Raw genomic sequence first — 17,319 nt, 5'->3', positions numbered from 1 at the left:
TTCACCTCATTCGTCTGATTAACTGCAGAAGGTTATGCGAAATTATTTCGCGCCTTCGAGTGCTTTTTCAGCAAGTGTAAAATATTCACCAACATGAATACTCACGCCGGAAATTGCATCAGTTTTACCTTCAGCTGTAAGTTCTGGAGCAGTACCTTTTTCAAGATAGTATTGCTCAACTTTTGCGATCTCTTCATGCCATTCAGCAGAAGCGCCGCCAGCTTTCATACCGTATTTACCATCGACGGAGAATTGTTTTTTGTCGTCGCCAGCAGCATTTACGCCACTGAATTTAACAGCAACAACATTACCGTTAGCAACAGTCAAGTCAACAGTGGATTTCCAACCGGAGTCTTTATCCATTTCGCCTTCAGCATGGTAACCTCCGTCTTTGTATTGACCAGCTTCAACAGGTCCAGCAGCCAGAGCAGCTTGAGCAGCTTTTACAAAGTCAGATACGTGTACAGATACACCGGAGATAGCATCAGTTTTCCCCTCAGCGTCTAAAGTTATAGCTGCTGGATCTTGTTTTTCAATCAGGAAAGCTTCAGCTTTTGCTGCTTGCTCGTGCCATTCAGAAGAAGCACCACCAGCTTTCATGCCATATTTACCATCTTCAGAAAGTTTTTTCTTAGAGTCACCAGCAGTATTTACGTTAAAAGCGTCCCAGTCAGCCTTAGTAATCTTACCGCCTTCTACAGTCAGAAGCGCATAATACTGCCAGCCAGTTTTAGCGTCGACTTCAGCAGCAGAGTAGTAATTTCCGTCTTTGTACTTAGCCGCTTCAGTTCCAGTGTTAGTGGAATTAGTTGCTGTACTGTTTTCTGTTGGAGCATTAGTAGCCGCCGGTGTGTTGTCTGTGTTGTTACCACAACCTGCAAGCAAACTACCTAGGATAAGGGCAGTCGACAAGATTACTGTTGTTTTTTTCATTTGTTATGACCTCCAAAAATATAGTTTAAAATATATATATTAAAATGTAAAACATTTTAATAGTAATGCGAAGTGATAAAAATCACTTTATAAATGATATTTGTCACTTTAATCTTGAGGTGAAGAGCCAAACTCTAACAGTATCATGACATATATCGGCATACAATAGAAAAAAATTTAATGATGTTGTTTCATCTCCGAGGGCATTCTAGCACATAGAGCAAATAACTCATGTGAAAAAAATCACTTAAAAAATTAAATGTTTAATTTATACATTGATTGTATCAAATTTTAAAGGATTTGAATACCTTTTTTTAAACTATTATTTGACAAATTGTGACTTTCTATAGATTAGGTAAGATTCATGGCGAATAGGACAGGGTAATGTAACGATAACACAGGATAGTATTCTACCCTACTTAATTCAGCTAAGGAGATGAGCATATAATGGACAACAATGTGTTTAAAGGAAAATGGAAACAGCTCAAAGGCGAGGCCAAAAAGCAATGGGGCAAGCTTACAGATGACGATCTTGATGTGATTGATGGTGAAAAGGATAAGTTGGTAGGTAAACTACAAGAGCGTTATGGCCATTCGAAAGAAGACGCGGAAAAAGAGTATCAAAGCTGGGGACGTTCTTACCGCGATTAATTCAAAATAGCTTATACTCTCAATGCCCAAATATAAAATGCATAGGAAGAGCGCAAATCGTATACGATTTGCGCTCTTCCTATGCAACAATTAGGTGTGCGAAGGTTAAGCTATGGTATTATTGTGAGATGAAATCTGTAATTTATCTTGTGCAGGTAGGAGCAAAACTATGGGGTATCTTAAAATATTTTTCGGGAATACCGCAATTCTTATAGCCGTGGCCTATTTGGCTAATCTGATCTATAAACATACCATTTCAAATGCAAGTGTAGGAATAAAGAAGGCGAGCTGGGTGATCCTGGCGATCTTTGCTGGTTGGATCAGTACTCTTTTTGGTTATAATCTGGACGACCATGTGATCTTTGATTTGCGGTTTGTACCCTTAATCATCTCGACGCTGGCGTATCCTAGACCCATCACACTTATATTGATCGGTATAGGGACGGGGCTTACAAGGTTAACTTTTGGAGTGACAGAGGCAGCAGTTGCAGGAATGCTAAATCTTTTTATTTTGGGAGTTATTTGCGCGGCGCTTAGCTACTGGGTCAGACGCTCAACCCTCAGTATTGTGAATCAAGGTCTGATCGTTATTCTAATCGTTAATCTTATGAATGCCATAAACATTATGGCGTTAGGTGTTATCCCTGTGGAAGAGTACATAAGAGAGATTATGCCAATTACGTTCCCTGCGGGGCTAATTTTAAGTATTTTGTTCTCATTAATTATCCATGATTTTCAACTCGGTCTTCTAAGGAATGAGCAGATCCAGCATGCTAACGAACAGTTGTCTGCTCAGACTGAAGAATTACATAAGAACAAGCTTGATCTTGAAGAGCGTGCTAATCAGTTAATGATGGCATCTCAATTCAAATCGGAATTTCTCGCCAATATGTCACATGAGCTTAGAACTCCATTGAATAGCATCATTAATTTATCGCAATTAATTGAAGAAAATGATGATTTGCTTACGGAAGCAGAAATAAGAGAGTATGCAGCCATTATCCATCGTTCGGGTGATGAATTATTGATGATCATCAGCGACATTCTGGATTTATCCAAGGTGGAGGCAGGTCGATTAGATATTATAAATGAAGAATTAAATGTTAGCGAGATCCCAGATTTGCTGGCAATGCAGTTCGCTGTGACGGCCAAACAAAAAGGACTGGATTTTAATATCTCCATGGATGAGAATGTCCCTCCAATGATTCATTCCGATCCACATCGCGTACAGCAGATTTTGCGTAATTTGCTCTCAAATGCTTTTAAGTTTACAAAGACAGGTTACGTATCGCTGCATATCCACGAGCAGGAAGGTGGGGAAGGGGATGCCGTGCAACATTGGCTTGTATTTGATGTGGAGGATAGTGGTATAGGAATCGCACCGGAGAAGCATGCCATGATCTTTGAAGCCTTTCAACAGGCAGACAGAACGACTAGCCGGAAATATGGTGGAACAGGACTAGGACTTTCTATTAGTAATGACTTGGCCAGATTGCTCGGCGGGTTCATTTCTATGGAGAGTAAGGAAGAGAAGGGGAGTCGATTTTCGCTTTATTTGCCCCTTGAAGTGGATAGTGAGTAAAGCTCCAATATTATTTGGTGATTTGGCGTATTGACAGTAGATTGATGCGGAGTAGAATGAAGCCAATGCCGCATCAAAGGAGTGTTACCGCCTCTATGGACAACATGGAAAATAAGCATAAGGTTACGGTTTCAAAACGTGTTCGTAAACCTTCAGTTCATCGCAGAAATTTGCGTATAGCTACGCTGGAAGGTGTGCCGTCAACTATTTTTCAGGTACTGCTGCAAGGGCAGTTCCTAACAGGATTCCTACTATATTTAGGAGCTTCCTCTAGCCAAATTGGATTTGTGCTAGCGCTTACTACATTAGTTAATGTGGCACAGATTGGGGTAGCTTTTCTGATTCAGAAGCTGCCAAGTCGCAAATGGGCTATGGTTACTTTTATCGGTCTGCATAGGATACTTTGGGGTTCTACGGGACTAATCCCGTTTATTTTTCCTAAAGAATATTGGGTCATCGCATTTATTGCTTTATATACTACTGCTTTTATTGCCAATACTGCTGGTGGTGTGTTGTGGAGCTCTGTGATTAGTGATCTAGTTCCCGCACGGGTACGTGGACGTTATTTTGGGATTCGTAACACGGTCCTGAATGCACTTGGAAGTTTGGTTATGTATGGCGGAGGTATTATTCTGGACCGTTATCCCGGGGGTCATGGTTTTCTGATTCTATATATTGTTGTGTGGATCTTCTCGATATCGAATGTCGTAGTATTCTTTTTTTATCCGGATGTACCGTTCGAGAAATCAGAAGAGCATAAATTTTTGCCCATGTTTAAGAAACCGCTTAAAGATACATTATTTATGAAGTCAACCTTGTTTCTGGCTGCTTGGCTGTTGTTGCAGAACCTAACGGTTCCGCTATACTCTTATGTCATGTTGCAGTTACTTCATATTAATTATGAAACGTTGTCATTGCTTAATGTGTCCCAGACCGTGTTTATGATGGCTAGCTTCTACGTTTGGGGCAATCTAAATGCGAAATACAGCAATAAGCGACTGTTATTCTTTACTTTGCCAATTATTGCGTTGTCCTCATTGATGTGGGGACTCTTGTCTGTGATGCCGATGCTGGTGGTCTTATTCGCGGCCCATATCGTTTTTGGTGTTGGTGTAGGCGGTTTCAACCAGCTGGCCTTTAACTTTATTATTGGAGACACGCCGAAAAAAGAACGGCCGATGTATATGGCCACATATGCGGCGCTTACCGGGTTATCATCCTTTTTTGGTCCGCTTATTGGCGGTCAGCTCTATGAAAAAATTTCGCACTGGCCGCAATGGACTCAGGTATACGGTATGCAGCTAGTGGTAGGGACGCTGATGATTGCGCTTGCGTTTCTGCTAGGTCGTCGTATTCTAAAGGACGAATAGAAGTAAAGGGGGGTTATTCCTTGTTAAGAATAGCGATGGTATTAGGTGCCACCGGATTGGTAGGCAAAGCGGTTACGGAGGAATTGTTAAATCGTGATAGCTGGGAAGAAGTAAGGGTGCTTGTACGGACACCGTTAGCCATAGAACATCCTAAGCTTAAACAAATCGTTGTAGATTGGGAGAACCTAAGAAACTATACAGAGTCGTTCGAAGGGGTACATTCCATCTTCTGTTGTTTAGGGACTACGATAAAAAAGGCGGGATCACAAGAAAAGTTCGAACGAGTCGATCTACACTATCCGCTTGATGCTGCAGCCATAGCGAGAGAACAGGGTGTTAAACAGTTTTTGGTCGTCTCTTCAATAGGGGCAAAGGCGAAGTCGCGTAATTTCTACAGTCGGACTAAGGGAAGAGCGGAAGAAGGTTTAACCGCTATTGGATTTCAAGGTATGCATATATTTCGCCCCTCCTTGCTACTAGGCCAACGTGAAGAATTCAGATTAGGGGAGAGAGTCGGAGCCAGTTTGATGAAAGCGCTGGATTTTGTAATGGTGGGTAAGGCTGCTAAATATCGTGCGATACCTGGTACGACAGTCGCAAGAGCTATGGTTAACATTGCGTCTGCGGATACCCGTGGATTACATATTTATACGAATGAAGTGATACATGTGATTGGGAAACGCTAAGCTTTCTGGGTCTCTAATAAATTTGCATTAAGATGAGAACAGGACTTACAATGGACAATAAATGATCAGCGCATAATGGAGAGGGGTAGTAAGATGAGCAAAAAACAAGTAGCTACAACAAAAGCACCCGGAGCAATCGGTCCTTATAGTCAAGCTATAACCACGGGTAGCTGGGTATACACTTCAGGACAACTTGGTCTGAATCCGGAAACGGGTAATTTGGCTGAGGGTGTACAAGAACAAGCGCGTCAAGCGCTTAACAATGTACAAGCCATTCTTGAGGAAGCTGGTGCAACATTAGACCATGTAGTAAAGACAACTGTATTCTTAAAGGATATGAATGATTTCGCGGCCGTTAATGAGGTTTATAGCACCTTCTTTAAAGAACCTTATCCTGCCCGCAGTGCTATTGAGGTTGCGCGTCTACCTAAAGACGGACTTGTTGAGATTGAAGCGGTAGCTCGTAAGAAATAAGGAGTTATCCTTTGCACTTTTATTATTTTACCAAAATGGCAGGCTAAGGTGGATAACCCTAGCCTGCCATTTTTTATATTAGAATTAGTAACTTCTGTATCTCCGATACCTGCTACGGCGGGGTTTGAAAAATAACCAGATGCTGTAAAGAAGCAGGAGGCCTGCTGTAATCAGTCCCGTTAAATAGACATCGCTGGTCTCTTTGTGTTCCAAGGCAATCGCAATGAAGGCCCACACGAATACGAGTGGATAAATGCTATCTCGGTAAGGATAGCTGATCACAATTGCAAGTAGAGTTCCCACGCAGAGCATAATAACGCCCCAAGTGCTACCGCTAAGACCCCAACCTTCCCAATGATTCTTTTCTAGAACAACGCTGATGTTCACGATAGTAGCCACAGAGATCCAGCCAAGGTATATACTAAAGGGTAGCTTCATCAGCCATTTCTCGCCTGAGGTAGGATTAGCGATCAAACGTGTTTTTCGGTAAATGACAATCAGCGTGATTAACATCAGCACCATAGCAACCAGAGAGAGCTCAATGTATAAGTATTGCCAAAGGAAGAGCCAACTCATATTAAAAATACAGCTCAGAACAAACCAGAACTGAATCGCCCGCACAGAATCTCTAGAGGCTGTATAGGAGCGGAATTGATAAATAACGAAGCCGGCTAATAGTAGATAAATCAATGACCAGATGGAAAACGCGTAACCGGCAGGTGTGATGTAGGTCTGATATTTATCAGAGATTTCTCCAGTGCTGTGCCCGCCTAATGGTAAGGTGACCGAGAGCACATTCACGATAATCACACCTAAAAAGAACAGAAGATTCCACCATTTATAAGGATTATAACGTCTCAAAGAATTCACTCCCTAGCTTTTTAATAGGGTGATGCTTACTTAGAATATACCCGCTTTCGGCACAATTAAGACTATAAACAAGAAAAGAAGTGACTAGTGAGTCATAATGTTCATGGATAGTATGGTAGTGGTGAAGGGTATTTTACGATAGTGGATAGAACATTTATTAAAAATATGCTGAAATGAATCAAATTCATGGGTGTTTCTATGTACTTCAACTTTATTTGTATAAAAATCTACAGAAAATATGCAGAAACGTTTTTAAATCAGCGCTTTTTCGTATAAGATGAAGAGATGAAGATTCAAGAGCAGATAAGTTTTATCCTAGTTCTTTATCCTTATATTTCTTACAGGAGTGTATCTCATCTCTCAAAGGATGGAGAAACTACTTCTACTTGTATAGCTTCAAAATTTATTTCTCGCGGAAAAGGTTGCAGTTACCACCTGATGGTGGCGGACTGGTTCTTTTTTTGCTTGCTTAAAAGACAGGAGATCACCGATGACTAAGCATCTTTATGCAATATGGTTGGGGGATGTGTTATTTTGCTTCTCTGGCGAAACTTCGGAGCCGAAGGTTGACGCTTGGACCCGAGTGGTGAAGCGGCTGGAGCTGCAGGGAGGAGTTCGCCCTTTTGCGAGTGCTGCTCTGCGACTCGCAGAAGTGAAATATCCGGCTCCTCCTGTAGAGGGGAAGCCAGCACGCCGTGGATTGCCCGGAAGAACATTCGAAGGGCTCGCCTTAGTCCCTAGCGATGCATTTGAACTGCTTCTGGCATGGGATGAGACGTTATGCCGAGATCAGGGAGTAGAGCCTGGAGGCGAATTGCGCTATTGGGCGGCAGCAGCTCGCTTTGCGCTGGAATTGATGGGTACAGGCGGCGTTACGCCAGGAGCCTTGCCCCCACGTCCGGTAGGTTCACGCCGTCGTGGTGGTGAACAGGCAGCAACGGTCTGCTGGTCTCCAGCTTTTCGAAAGCAGGAGGATAAGGAGATCTTTCTGCAGCTGGCGTCGTCCATGCCGGTATTGGCCTTAGGGACGCATATTGCTGAAGCGGGGGATTTATCTTCGAGGGAAGAGGCTGGCGCCTATGTGCTTTACTCCTTTATGCAGGCGGTAATGACTGCAGAGATCAAGAAAGTGATTGCGGGTATTGAAAGTGAACTTACCCCTTACAAAGCCAATTATCGCCGGGGTTACTCCCCTTTAACTGAGCTGTGGTGGAATAGTCTTCTTACAGGCAGCCGGGATATACCCGTGCAGGGAACTCAAGCAGAGGTGACAGATCTTCTGGCTACTGTGAATGAGACAGCTGGTAGCGATGTGCCGCAATCGGAACCTGAAGAAGCGCGGAGTGGACAGCTGGGTCTTGGGCTACGTCTTGAGCCCCCTGGAGATAATGACGAAATCTGGCGCTTAACCTTCTGGGCGGAGAACAAGGAAGAAGGGGAATTCTGGATTCCGGCAAAATCGATTTGGAGCAGTAAGGAACGAGAGTTTACGTTATGGGGGAAACGCTATCGCAATATACAGCAGCAGCTTCTTATAGCGCTGGGCCGAGCGGCAAGAATCTCTCCAGACATAGAGCGCGCTCTTTCTATGCCTGCACCTACGGGAGCAGATTTGGAACCAGAGCGTCTTTATTTCTTTTTGAAGGAGACGGTGCAGCAGCTGCGTGAGCGTGGAATAACCGTGCAGATGCCATCGCGCTGGAGCCGTGAGGGACGCCGCCGGATTGGCATGAAAATGAAAATGCAGCCGGTAGTGAGTGGGATTGATAGTCCTGCTCCAGTGGCTCTTGGGATGGAAGAGCTGATTTCATTTCGCATTGAAGCCTCACTTGGGGAGAGTACAATCAGCGAAGAAGAACTAAACGCACTAGTGGAGGCAGGCGTACCCTTTGTACGTTTCCGCGGAGAATGGATTGAGGTAGATCCTAAAGAAATTCGCCAGGTTCTTAGATATATGAAACGCCATGAAAATGGGGAAATGACCGCAGCCGATTGGATGCGTCTAGAGGCTGAGGATGGTGAAGAGCGGCTCTGGAAAGGGATGTCGGTCACGGGGATGGAAACATCCGGACTATTGTCATCGCTGATGCGGGGCGACATATTGCGTAATCTTCCAGTGCGTGCCGTACCTGAAGGTCTGCACGGCACACTGAGACCTTATCAGGAGCGCGGCTATCAATGGCTCTCCGTTCTCAGTGGTCTGGGATTTGGGGTGTGTCTGGCCGATGACATGGGTCTCGGTAAGACGGTGCAGGTCATTACCTGCCTTCTGGACCGCGCTTTAAGTGCTCCACCTGAAGAGAAGCAGGAGCCTGTCTTGATTCTATGCCCAACCTCACTTTTGGGGAACTGGCAGCGGGAATTGCAGCGCTTTGCGCCTTCTCTTAAAGTTCACATTCATCATGGTGGACGCCGAGTGCGGGGGGATAGCTTTTTAGAACTGGCTGCCAGTCATGATATTGTATTGACGACCTATCATTTAGCAGGTCGTGACAGTGAGGATTTAGCGCATGTTCAGTGGTCCACTGTGGTGCTGGATGAAGCTCAGTATATTAAGAATCATCGGACAAAACAGGCGCAAAGTGTGATGAAGCTATCAGCGCCGCATCGCATAGCTATGACGGGGACACCAGTAGAGAACAGACTAGGTGAGTTATGGTCTATTTTTCACTTTTTAAACCCGGGCTATTTAGGAACCTACCATTCCTTCCGGCAGCGGTATGTATCTGGAGAGGGTGGAGAACGACTGCGGGAATTGCATCGCTTGGTATCACCATTCTTGTTGCGCCGCTTGAAAAGCGATCCGGATATCTCTAAAGATTTGCCGGAGAAGCTGGAGCTGAAGTCTTATTGTCCGCTGACGGAAACACAGGCAGTCCTATATCAGGGTGTCGTGGATGAAATGCTTGGCGTGATCGGAGAGAGTAGCGGGATGGCTCGCAGAGGACTCGTGCTGTCTTCTCTAACGAAATTGAAGCAGATTTGTAATCATCCTCAGCTATTCCGCAAAGAAGAAGGCAGGGGTCCACGAAGTGAGCATTCCGGTAAAATGGAAGTCATGTTCGAGATTCTGGATAGCATTGCGGAGGTCGGAGAATCTGTGTTGATCTTTACTCAATATGTAGCGATGGGTGAGCTCTTGGTTAGCAAGCTGACTAAGCGTTATGGAACAGCGCCGCTGTTCTTGCACGGCGGAATTCCAAAACGAGAGCGCGACGAGATGGTTCATGATTTTCAAGAGGGAAAAGGCCCATCCTTCTTCGTACTTTCTTTAAAAGCGGGTGGCGTAGGGTTGAACCTTACAAGAGCTAATCATGTCATCCATTACGACCGTTGGTGGAATCCGGCAGTTGAGAATCAGGCGACAGACCGGGCGTTCCGAATTGGTCAGGATAAAAATGTTCAAGTGCATAAGTTGATTTGCCAAGGAACGTTGGAAGAACGTATTGATGAATTGATTGAGCGTAAGAAGAATCTTTCCGAGCAGGTTGTTGGCTCTGGCGAAACATGGTTGACTGAGATGTCCAATCATGAGCTGAAGGAACTTATTGAACTGCAGGATCAGGACTGGATGTAAGACAGATATGAGTGTTACGGAGGGATCGAACAATGAGTGAACGGTTAGAGATGCGGCTGGAAGTTGTGCCTGGATTAGTAAAAGCAGCATGGACGGTGCTACCTGGGAAAGTGACGGGAGGGTCTCGGTCGAAGGGTGAATTGAACGCCAGCGCGCCTGCTCAGGAACAACAAGCGGATCGACCTCTCTCTCTGAAGGTTCCGGTATGGCATGCTTCCCGAAGAAGAGAAATATTACGAAGTCTGGCACTAAGTCCCGGGGAAGTATTTTCCCTGCTGCAAGGACGTTTGACGGGTGAGCTGGCAGAACTTGAGCTTCTACCTACGGATAGTGAACTGGAGCAAGCCCTTTTTGAGGGTGAGGGTTTGGAGCATAAGGCGGAAACTTTGAAGTTTATTAAAGAACGTCTTGCTGAAGAGCCACTGCTGGCACTTTCGCTGAGAGGATTTACTAAAGGAGAGCTCTTAGACGGAATTTTTGCCCTTTGGGCTGAAGGGGATATTTCTAGCGGCGAAGCTGAAACAGAGGAAGAAGAGGCCTCGGTTAGTGAACTTTCTACAGAATTGGCTCGGCTTGAACGCAAGGGTCCGGCCATTTCCTCTGGCGAATGGCTGGCAGAAGCGGCTGCTGAGGGTTCTCTACATCAGCCTGGGCCACAGTTCCATGAGATTGCGGCTAGACCGTTTCCTTCGCCGGTAGTTGTAGCTGAAGTTACAGAAGACTGGGGAACATTGCTACCGCAGACACCTAAAGCCATTGAGGGATTAACTTTGATTATGCAGCGGGTTGCAGAAGCGTCTGCACGTCGGGCGAATAAGGGTCTGATTAAGCGGTAAGTGAAAATACGAAAGAGGCTGTCTCAAAAGTAGTGAATGCTACTCTTGAAACAGCCTCTTGTTTTGCCTAATTATCTAACAGAGTTTCTGGTTAGTTATTCTAATGCTGACCAGCAGGGGGCAATTCTCCTTCTGAAAGCTCTAGAATTTCGCGGCGAAGACGAAGCATTTTTTGATCTAGTTCATCAGCGGCGCGCGCGGCTTCTTTCAGTTCCTCAGCGACATGCGAAGGCAACTGCTTATCGAATTTATAATACAGAATATGTTCCATGCTTGCCCAAAAGTCCATAGCTAGGGTGCGCAGCTGGATCTCAGCCTTGACCCAGCGTGTTCCTTCCAGCAGGACGAGTGGGATACCGACTATAAGATGAAGGCTTTGATATCCGTTTGGTTTAGGATGAGCTATATAATCTTTAATCTCAAGCACGCGGATGTCTTCGCGTGTACTAAGATGATCTACTAAACGGTATATATCTTTAACGAAGGCACATACAATCCGCATTCCGGCAATATCGTGAATGTATTGCTCCATATTTTCCAAGCTGAAACCATAGCCTTTGCGCTCCATCTTTTGAAGAATGCTCTTTGGTTCTTTGATCCGGCATTTGACATGTTCGATGGGACTGAAGCCGTCGCGTGATTGCCATTCCGTCTTGATTACATCAATTTTATTCTGAAGATCATTTAACGCGTGGCGATAGAGTGCCGGTAAGGCTTCGAACTCGTTAACCAGTTTGGCGAAATCCTCGTTGCTGTTACCTTGCCACTGTTGCAGATCCTTTACGTGTACCTGTAGCTGACTAAGCGTAAGCTGTGTGCTCTCATGTTCTTCCACTGAAACTCTCCCGATTTCGTTATTTGTGATAATTCTATTTTAACCGATGTAGAACCTCTGACGCAAAATTACATTCAAAATTAGGAAATATAACCCATAAGTGTAAGGGGGAAGTGGCTTAAATCAATTAGTATGGATTTTATAGGAACATTCTCCTCTAAATCGCGTATTAAAGCACATTAATGAATCTACTCGATACATTTGGTATGATAGAAACACGTATCGCTGGAGAGGGAGGAACTGTAATGAGTTTTATCAAAAAAATTAAAGATAGCGCGAGTCGGGTTACCGAAAAAGCCCAAAACTCAGTAGAGATCGGCAAGCTGAACGGACTTATTTCCGATGTTGAACAAGAGATGGAAGTTGAATTTACGAAAATGGGCAGACTTTTTTATGAAGGATATCGTTCAAAGGATATGTCGGTAGCTGAAGGTAAAATGGTGGAGCTGTCCCGTAACTGTTCCAAACTTCAGGAAAAAATCGAAGTCCTGCGGACACGAATTGCTGAGCTGAAAAATGAGCGGTTATGTTCATGTGGTCATATTGTGGCGCTTGATGCAAACTTTTGTCCGAAATGCGGAAGTAAGCTGGAGCCATTGTCCGCTTCGAGAAGGGTGCCTTCTACACCGGTATTTGTTCAATCTGTGAATGAAGATGACGAAGATCAATATTATGGTGCAGATGAGCTTACGGATGAAGAGAAGGAAATTGCAATGAAGCTGCACCCGCAGAGTGTCGTATATGCTGAAGTTCAGCATCCGGATGATGAGCTGCCACTTGAAGAATATAAGGCGAGCGAGCAAGATATTGAACGGGAACGTAAACAAGCCGAGCAGCTGGAACGGGAAAGAAAAAGACAACTTGAACTAGACCGTCGCTTCGGCGAATGGCACAAGAATGAGCAGCAGGAGGAATCTGCGGTCACTGAGGACCATGGTGTACGAGATATGATCCAGTGCCAAATCTGTCGGAACGAATTACCTAAGGGCTCCTTATGGTGCCCGCGATGTGGGTCAGAGCAAATATAGAACGGATTTCAGTCAGCTTAGGGGGACAACAAGATGGAACAGCTGCTGCTGCATCTGCGCAATCTGGGCTTCACAGAGATGGAGTCCAAAATTATGGTAGAGCTTGCGACAAAAGGTCAGGCTTCTGGCTATGAGGTTGCCAAACAGCTCGGAGTTTCAAGATCGAATGTGTATGCGGCGTTACAACGCCTTACGCAGCAGGGATATGTACGATGTGGCGAAGGAGAACCTGCGCGGTACAGTGTTCTCAATCCAGAGGAGCTTGCGACCATGATCTCGGGACGGGTTCAAGCTTCACTGGCTTATATGGAAAGCGAGATGCCTCGCGGTGGACCTGTTAGCCCTTCGTTTTATAATGTGGAAGGTGACCGCAATGTATTGGGCGCTCTTATTCGCCAACTTAATATGGCTGAGCAAGAGATCGTAGTGGATATGTGGCGTGAGGAAGCGTCACTTCTACGGAGTGAACTTGAACAGGCGGAGTTGCGTGGCGTTAGACTCTTGTGGGCGTTTGATGGTGGCAATGCTGCTCCTGCCGCCTATCCGGTATGGCCGCCTCTCGGAAGAGATTCTCAGCGAACAGATGGACGGAAGTTCTCATTCGTGATCGATCGGAGCTGGTGTATGCTCGGGATGCGCTATGAAGATGGATCGGCGCAAGCGGTTGTAACCGAGCACCCGGTCTTAGTAGATCTGCTATTGAATCATTTTGCACAGGAAATGGTGCTGTTCGAGCTGGAGCAGGATATGGGCGCAGAATTAGAAGAACGTTATGGTGAGCGTTACAGCAAAATTCACAGCAAATATGTGATGCATGATCCAGGCGATGATGGGGAAGAACAGGCGCAGTAGCTATTACAGGGAGGTGAAAAGCATGGAATGTATCGTACATTTTGAAGTGGTGCATGAGGATGGTCCTAAAAAATTGCGTGGACTGCTGTTTCTGGATAAAGGAGCAAGTCCCGGAGAAGCAGAGCTAGTTGAAATGTTCAAGGACATGAAATTTAACGTGAGACTGGAAGACCGCGAGAAATTGATCTTTAAGCCGGTAAATCCGGGCGATTTCGTGGAGATTCGAATTACGGGTTATGATAACGGGCAAGAAAAGAGCAAAGATGATCATAATTTAAAATCTATCGTTGGAAATTTATTACCACAAAAACCGACAGGTCTATAAAGTGGGGAGAAAGGATTCATTGATGGGAGAAGGAGGAGCACTATGGAGCTGTTGAGACAAAAGGTGTTAAAAGAAGGTATTGTACTCGGGCAAGGCGTGCTCAAGGTAGATTCTTTTCTGAATCATCAGATGGACCCCTTTCTAATGCGTGAGGTTGGCCGTGAGTTTACCCGCCGTTTTTCCGGCGAAGAGATTACGAAGGTACTGACGATTGAATCTTCGGGAATTGCTCCGGGGATTATGACGGCATTAGAGCTGGAGGTTCCGCTGATTTTTGCCCGTAAGCAGAAATCGTTGACGCTGACAGAGGATATTTATGTAGAAAAGGTTTACTCCTTCACGAAGAAAGAAACGAATGAAATTACCGTTTCCAAGAAGTTCATTGCTCCGGGTGAGCGAGTTCTGATTGTCGATGATTTTTTGGCGAATGGCGAAGCCGCCTTCGGACTTGCTCGTATTGTTGAGCAGGCAGGAGGAAGTGTGGTTGGGATTGGTATCGTGATCGAAAAAGCGTTCCAGCCAGGAAATCGGTTACTGCAGGAAGCTGGTTACCGGGTAGAATCACTCGTGCGAATCGCTTCACTGGAGGACGGAAGAATCTCTTTCGTGGAAGAAGAGGAAGGGCTACTTAGCTAAGACTCTTTGGTGTAGATTCGGATGAAGTTAACACAAAACAGCAAGAGACAGGTTTATAAGCCTGTCTCTTGCTGTTTTTTTTGTGATGCACGGGTATGGATTACCCGTTGCTACCGCATGCCGCTGCAGGATCGGCGTGGCGCTGCGCGCTAACCGCCGCCAGCGGCGAGAGCACCCGCAGCGCCCCTGACTCGCAGCGCACGGCAAGCGGCCCTTTGCCGAAGCTCTCGCCATCGCCGATCGCCGGCCGGGCCTCTGCGAAGTTGACGGCTACGCTACGTCCACGCAGCATCGACACGAAGGGCAACGCTACATGCTTGCCCTTCAGTACCGTTGGGAACAGCCGCAGCAGCTGCCCGCGGCTGCACCCGTGCACGACGCAGACGTCGAGCTGGCCGTCATCGGCCTTCGCCTGCGGGCAGATCAAGAGCCCGCCGCCGTAGCTGGGCAGGTTGCAGACCGAGACCAGCCATGCCTTCTCAAAGACGTGCTCCGTCCCGTCGCACGCAACACTCACCCGGCATGGCTTAAACGTCATCAGCGTATGCAATATGCCGATGATATAAGCCAGTTGGCCTGCGCCAATGGCATTGCACAGCCGTTTGTAACGGCTGGCATTCACATTCTCGGCCACCTGAGCATCAAAGCCGTTGGCAACGGCTGTTAAAGTCAGTCCGTTTGCGCCTGAGATCAGATCGGCTTCGATATACCGTTCGCTAAGTGCAGCTTCCAGCGCGGCTTCAGTCGAAAGCGGAATGCCGAAGCCGCGTGCGGAGTCGTTACCGGAGCCGGCAGGGATGATTGCCATAGGAATATCTTTGCCACGAAGGGCACCCAAGATGCTGTGCAGCGTGCCATCGCCGCCGATTACAATCGCGGCTTTCCAGTCCTCACGGTGTTTAATTGTATTTAGAACGAGGGCTTCTGCACCCTCTGCGCTATGCGTAAACAAGGTCATATATGGCAGCATCCGCTCTTTCATGAGCGCCTCTACAGTATGCCAGGTCCGCCCGCCTGCGCCCCCGCCGGAACGCGGGTTTATGATGAATAGATACATTTAAATTCCTCCAGCCTGTAGAATTCCGTTGATGCCCGTCTTTCCATTGTAAGGAGTGGATGGGCAAAAGGGAATACTTTTCAGCGATAAGAGGTGTTAGTTCAGCGGTGTTTATAGATGCCGAATCTGACTTTCTGCGATATCCCCAACCCAAGGGAGCTTATACCATCTGCTGCTTAAAGCTTGATAGATCATAAGCAGCCATATAGCAAAGCTGCAAAGAGAAAGGATTGCACTCAACAGAGAACCGAGAAAAGGGATAAATCCGGTTAGGACATGGAGAATCATCAGCACGCCGAACGTAAGCAGTGATTGCAACGCGTGGAACAGCACGAAGCGGTTGCGTTTCTCCAGAGCGAGAAAGACCACGCCGCCGATAAAAGGGAAAAAATAGCACAGCGCGCCCGCAATATTATCGGGCAATCCGGTGGATGATTTGAAAGGGGACAAAGGGCTCACTCTCCTTCTACTTGGAGAAGAAGGGGGTTAGTTCGCTACTCCTTCTTCCTTAAAAGCCTATGACTTGTCAGGAAAAAGTATGTTTAGCTCATTGTGGGTATAATATACTTTTCCAACAGCTTGCGGGGGCTTTTCCAATTGTTTGTCTTACTCTCTGCTGTAAAGACCACAACCGCATCTAAATTGGGTAGGATAAGGATTTGCTGTCCGCCATGACCGTGGGCAAGCTTGTAGGGTTGGCCGCTCATCGTACCCACCCAGAACTGATATCCGTAATCTCCAAAAGCCGGGTATCCCGTAGTCTGTGCAGTTAGTGCTTCTTGCAGCCAATGCTTCGGAATGATCTGCTGCTTCGCAAATACGCCGTTATTAAGCAGACACATACCAAATTTAGCCATATCTCTTGAGTTTAAGTAAAGACCAATATGTCCCATACTATGTCCTTCCGGACTCGGTAACCAAGCCGTGTGAGTCATTCGGAGAGGGCTAAATAAATGCTCAGCAGCATAGGTGAATGCATCGAGACCTGTAGATTCACTAAGGATCATCGAAATCAGATGGGTGTCGATACTACGGTATTGAAATTGACCGATATGTTCCGGAATTATGTTCATACTAAGAGCAAAGGAACCCCAGCGGCGACTACGATGGAGATTCCGGACGAAAGGCTCCCCCAGCTTCTTGCCCGTGATCCAGCTAAATCCGGAAGTCATGGTAAGCAGATGACGAAGAGTGATTTTTGATAAATGAGGGGAGTGCAGGTATGGAACATGTTTACGAAGTACCTTGGAAACCGAGACATCGATATCAGGGATATCTCCCCGATCGATAGCGATTCCGGTAATTGCGCTGATAAAGCTTTTAGTCGCAGATCGAAGATCATTTAATGCCCCGGCATGATGGTTGCCGTAATAACGTTCAAAGATGAGCTTGCCATGGCGAGCAATAAGCATACTATGCATCTTTGGATATTCTTTCTGAATAGCACAATCAGCTTGTTCAAGACCCTCACGGCGCGTTGCAGTTTCCTCGGGTAGCGCGGTAGTCATCGCGGGAACTACGTTATAAGATGAAGTCAGTAATGGTGTAGGTTGGCCCATAATGATCTCCTTTTCTTGCTGTGGTATGTGCTAGGTGTGGCCTGCTAT

17 protein-coding genes are annotated in these 17,319 nt (G+C 46.1%); 11 read left to right on the top strand and 6 right to left on the bottom strand.

Features of this window, described 5'->3' with window-relative positions:
* Positions 1-42 precede the first annotated feature (42 nt).
* Positions 43-933, bottom strand: a complete 891-nt coding sequence (locus NSQ29_RS24910; RefSeq protein ID WP_076285940.1) for an FMN-binding protein — start codon at positions 931-933, stop codon at positions 43-45.
* Between the two features lie 447 nt (positions 934-1,380).
* Here NSQ29_RS24910 and NSQ29_RS24905 point away from each other — a divergent pair, with 447 nt between their 5' ends.
* From NSQ29_RS24905 to NSQ29_RS24885, 5 genes are all read left to right on the top strand, one after another.
* Positions 1,381-1,584, top strand: a complete 204-nt coding sequence (locus NSQ29_RS24905) for a CsbD family protein (protein ID WP_042184513.1) — start codon at positions 1,381-1,383, stop codon at positions 1,582-1,584.
* A gap of 169 nt (positions 1,585-1,753) precedes the next feature.
* Positions 1,754-3,166: an ATP-binding protein gene (locus tag NSQ29_RS24900; RefSeq protein ID WP_341126354.1), complete on the top strand. Its 1,413-nt coding sequence runs from the start codon at positions 1,754-1,756 to the stop codon at positions 3,164-3,166.
* 95 nt (positions 3,167-3,261) lie between these two features.
* A complete protein-coding gene (locus NSQ29_RS24895) occupies positions 3,262-4,536 on the top strand; it encodes an MFS transporter (protein ID WP_081393187.1) in 1,275 nt (424 codons plus the stop codon).
* Positions 4,537-4,556: 20 nt separating this feature from the next.
* The gene (locus NSQ29_RS24890) at positions 4,557-5,222 is read left to right on the top strand and encodes an oxidoreductase (protein WP_341126353.1); all 666 of its coding nucleotides are present in this window, start codon (positions 4,557-4,559) and stop codon (positions 5,220-5,222) included.
* A 93-nt stretch (positions 5,223-5,315) separates the two neighbouring features.
* Entirely contained in the window at positions 5,316-5,696 is a 381-nt protein-coding gene (locus tag NSQ29_RS24885) for a RidA family protein (protein ID WP_076285938.1), read from the top strand.
* An 84-nt stretch (positions 5,697-5,780) separates the two neighbouring features.
* Here NSQ29_RS24885 and NSQ29_RS24880 read toward each other — a convergent pair whose 3' ends face one another.
* The gene (locus NSQ29_RS24880) at positions 5,781-6,557 is read right to left on the bottom strand and encodes a tryptophan-rich sensory protein (protein ID WP_341126352.1); all 777 of its coding nucleotides are present in this window, start codon (positions 6,555-6,557) and stop codon (positions 5,781-5,783) included.
* 499 nt (positions 6,558-7,056) lie between these two features.
* Between NSQ29_RS24880 and NSQ29_RS24875 the strand changes: the two genes are divergently transcribed.
* Both NSQ29_RS24875 and NSQ29_RS24870 read left to right on the top strand, forming a co-directional pair.
* A complete protein-coding gene (locus NSQ29_RS24875; RefSeq protein ID WP_341126351.1) occupies positions 7,057-10,143 on the top strand; it encodes a DEAD/DEAH box helicase in 3,087 nt (1,028 codons plus the stop codon).
* Positions 10,144-10,175: 32 nt separating this feature from the next.
* A complete protein-coding gene (locus NSQ29_RS24870; protein ID WP_341126350.1) occupies positions 10,176-10,979 on the top strand; it encodes a hypothetical protein in 804 nt (267 codons plus the stop codon).
* 100 nt (positions 10,980-11,079) lie between these two features.
* Here the strand turns inward: NSQ29_RS24870 and NSQ29_RS24865 are convergent, their stop codons facing one another.
* Positions 11,080-11,754 (bottom strand): GTP pyrophosphokinase, encoded by a 675-nt coding sequence (locus NSQ29_RS24865; RefSeq protein ID WP_042193221.1) that lies wholly within the window; start codon positions 11,752-11,754, stop codon positions 11,080-11,082.
* A gap of 305 nt (positions 11,755-12,059) precedes the next feature.
* Here NSQ29_RS24865 and NSQ29_RS24860 point away from each other — a divergent pair, with 305 nt between their 5' ends.
* Genes NSQ29_RS24860 through NSQ29_RS24845 form a run of 4 tightly spaced genes read left to right on the top strand, consistent with a single transcriptional unit; the run spans position 12,060 to position 14,655 of the window.
* A complete protein-coding gene (locus tag NSQ29_RS24860) occupies positions 12,060-12,842 on the top strand; it encodes a zinc ribbon domain-containing protein (RefSeq protein ID WP_341126349.1) in 783 nt (260 codons plus the stop codon).
* A gap of 33 nt (positions 12,843-12,875) precedes the next feature.
* A complete protein-coding gene (locus NSQ29_RS24855; RefSeq protein WP_042184525.1) occupies positions 12,876-13,694 on the top strand; it encodes a TrmB family transcriptional regulator in 819 nt (272 codons plus the stop codon).
* 22 nt (positions 13,695-13,716) lie between these two features.
* A complete protein-coding gene (locus NSQ29_RS24850) occupies positions 13,717-14,019 on the top strand; it encodes a hypothetical protein (protein WP_042184527.1) in 303 nt (100 codons plus the stop codon).
* Positions 14,020-14,061: 42 nt separating this feature from the next.
* Positions 14,062-14,655: a xanthine phosphoribosyltransferase gene (locus tag NSQ29_RS24845; protein ID WP_042123794.1), complete on the top strand. Its 594-nt coding sequence runs from the start codon at positions 14,062-14,064 to the stop codon at positions 14,653-14,655.
* A gap of 100 nt (positions 14,656-14,755) precedes the next feature.
* On the opposite strand, the gene NSQ29_RS24840 is transcribed toward NSQ29_RS24845, so the two are convergent.
* The 3 genes from NSQ29_RS24840 to NSQ29_RS24830 form a co-directional block, all read right to left on the bottom strand.
* Positions 14,756-15,712 carry a diacylglycerol/lipid kinase family protein gene (locus tag NSQ29_RS24840; RefSeq protein ID WP_341126348.1) on the bottom strand — a complete coding sequence of 319 codons (957 nt, stop codon included), beginning with the start codon at positions 15,710-15,712 and terminating at the stop codon, positions 14,756-14,758.
* A 111-nt stretch (positions 15,713-15,823) separates the two neighbouring features.
* Positions 15,824-16,162: a DUF4870 domain-containing protein gene (locus tag NSQ29_RS24835; protein WP_060626766.1), complete on the bottom strand. Its 339-nt coding sequence runs from the start codon at positions 16,160-16,162 to the stop codon at positions 15,824-15,826.
* A 92-nt stretch (positions 16,163-16,254) separates the two neighbouring features.
* On the bottom strand, positions 16,255-17,271 hold the full coding sequence (locus NSQ29_RS24830) for a serine hydrolase domain-containing protein (protein WP_341126347.1): 1,017 nt from the start codon (positions 17,269-17,271) through the stop codon (positions 16,255-16,257).
* Between the last annotated feature and the right edge of the window lie 48 nt (positions 17,272-17,319).

Source organism: Paenibacillus sp. FSL F4-0236, assembly GCF_038000135.1.
In the GTDB taxonomy this organism is placed as follows: domain Bacteria; phylum Bacillota; class Bacilli; order Paenibacillales; family Paenibacillaceae; genus Paenibacillus_AQ.
The sequence above is the reverse complement of the archived record's forward strand: the minus strand, read 5'-3'. Positions and strand labels throughout refer to the sequence as shown.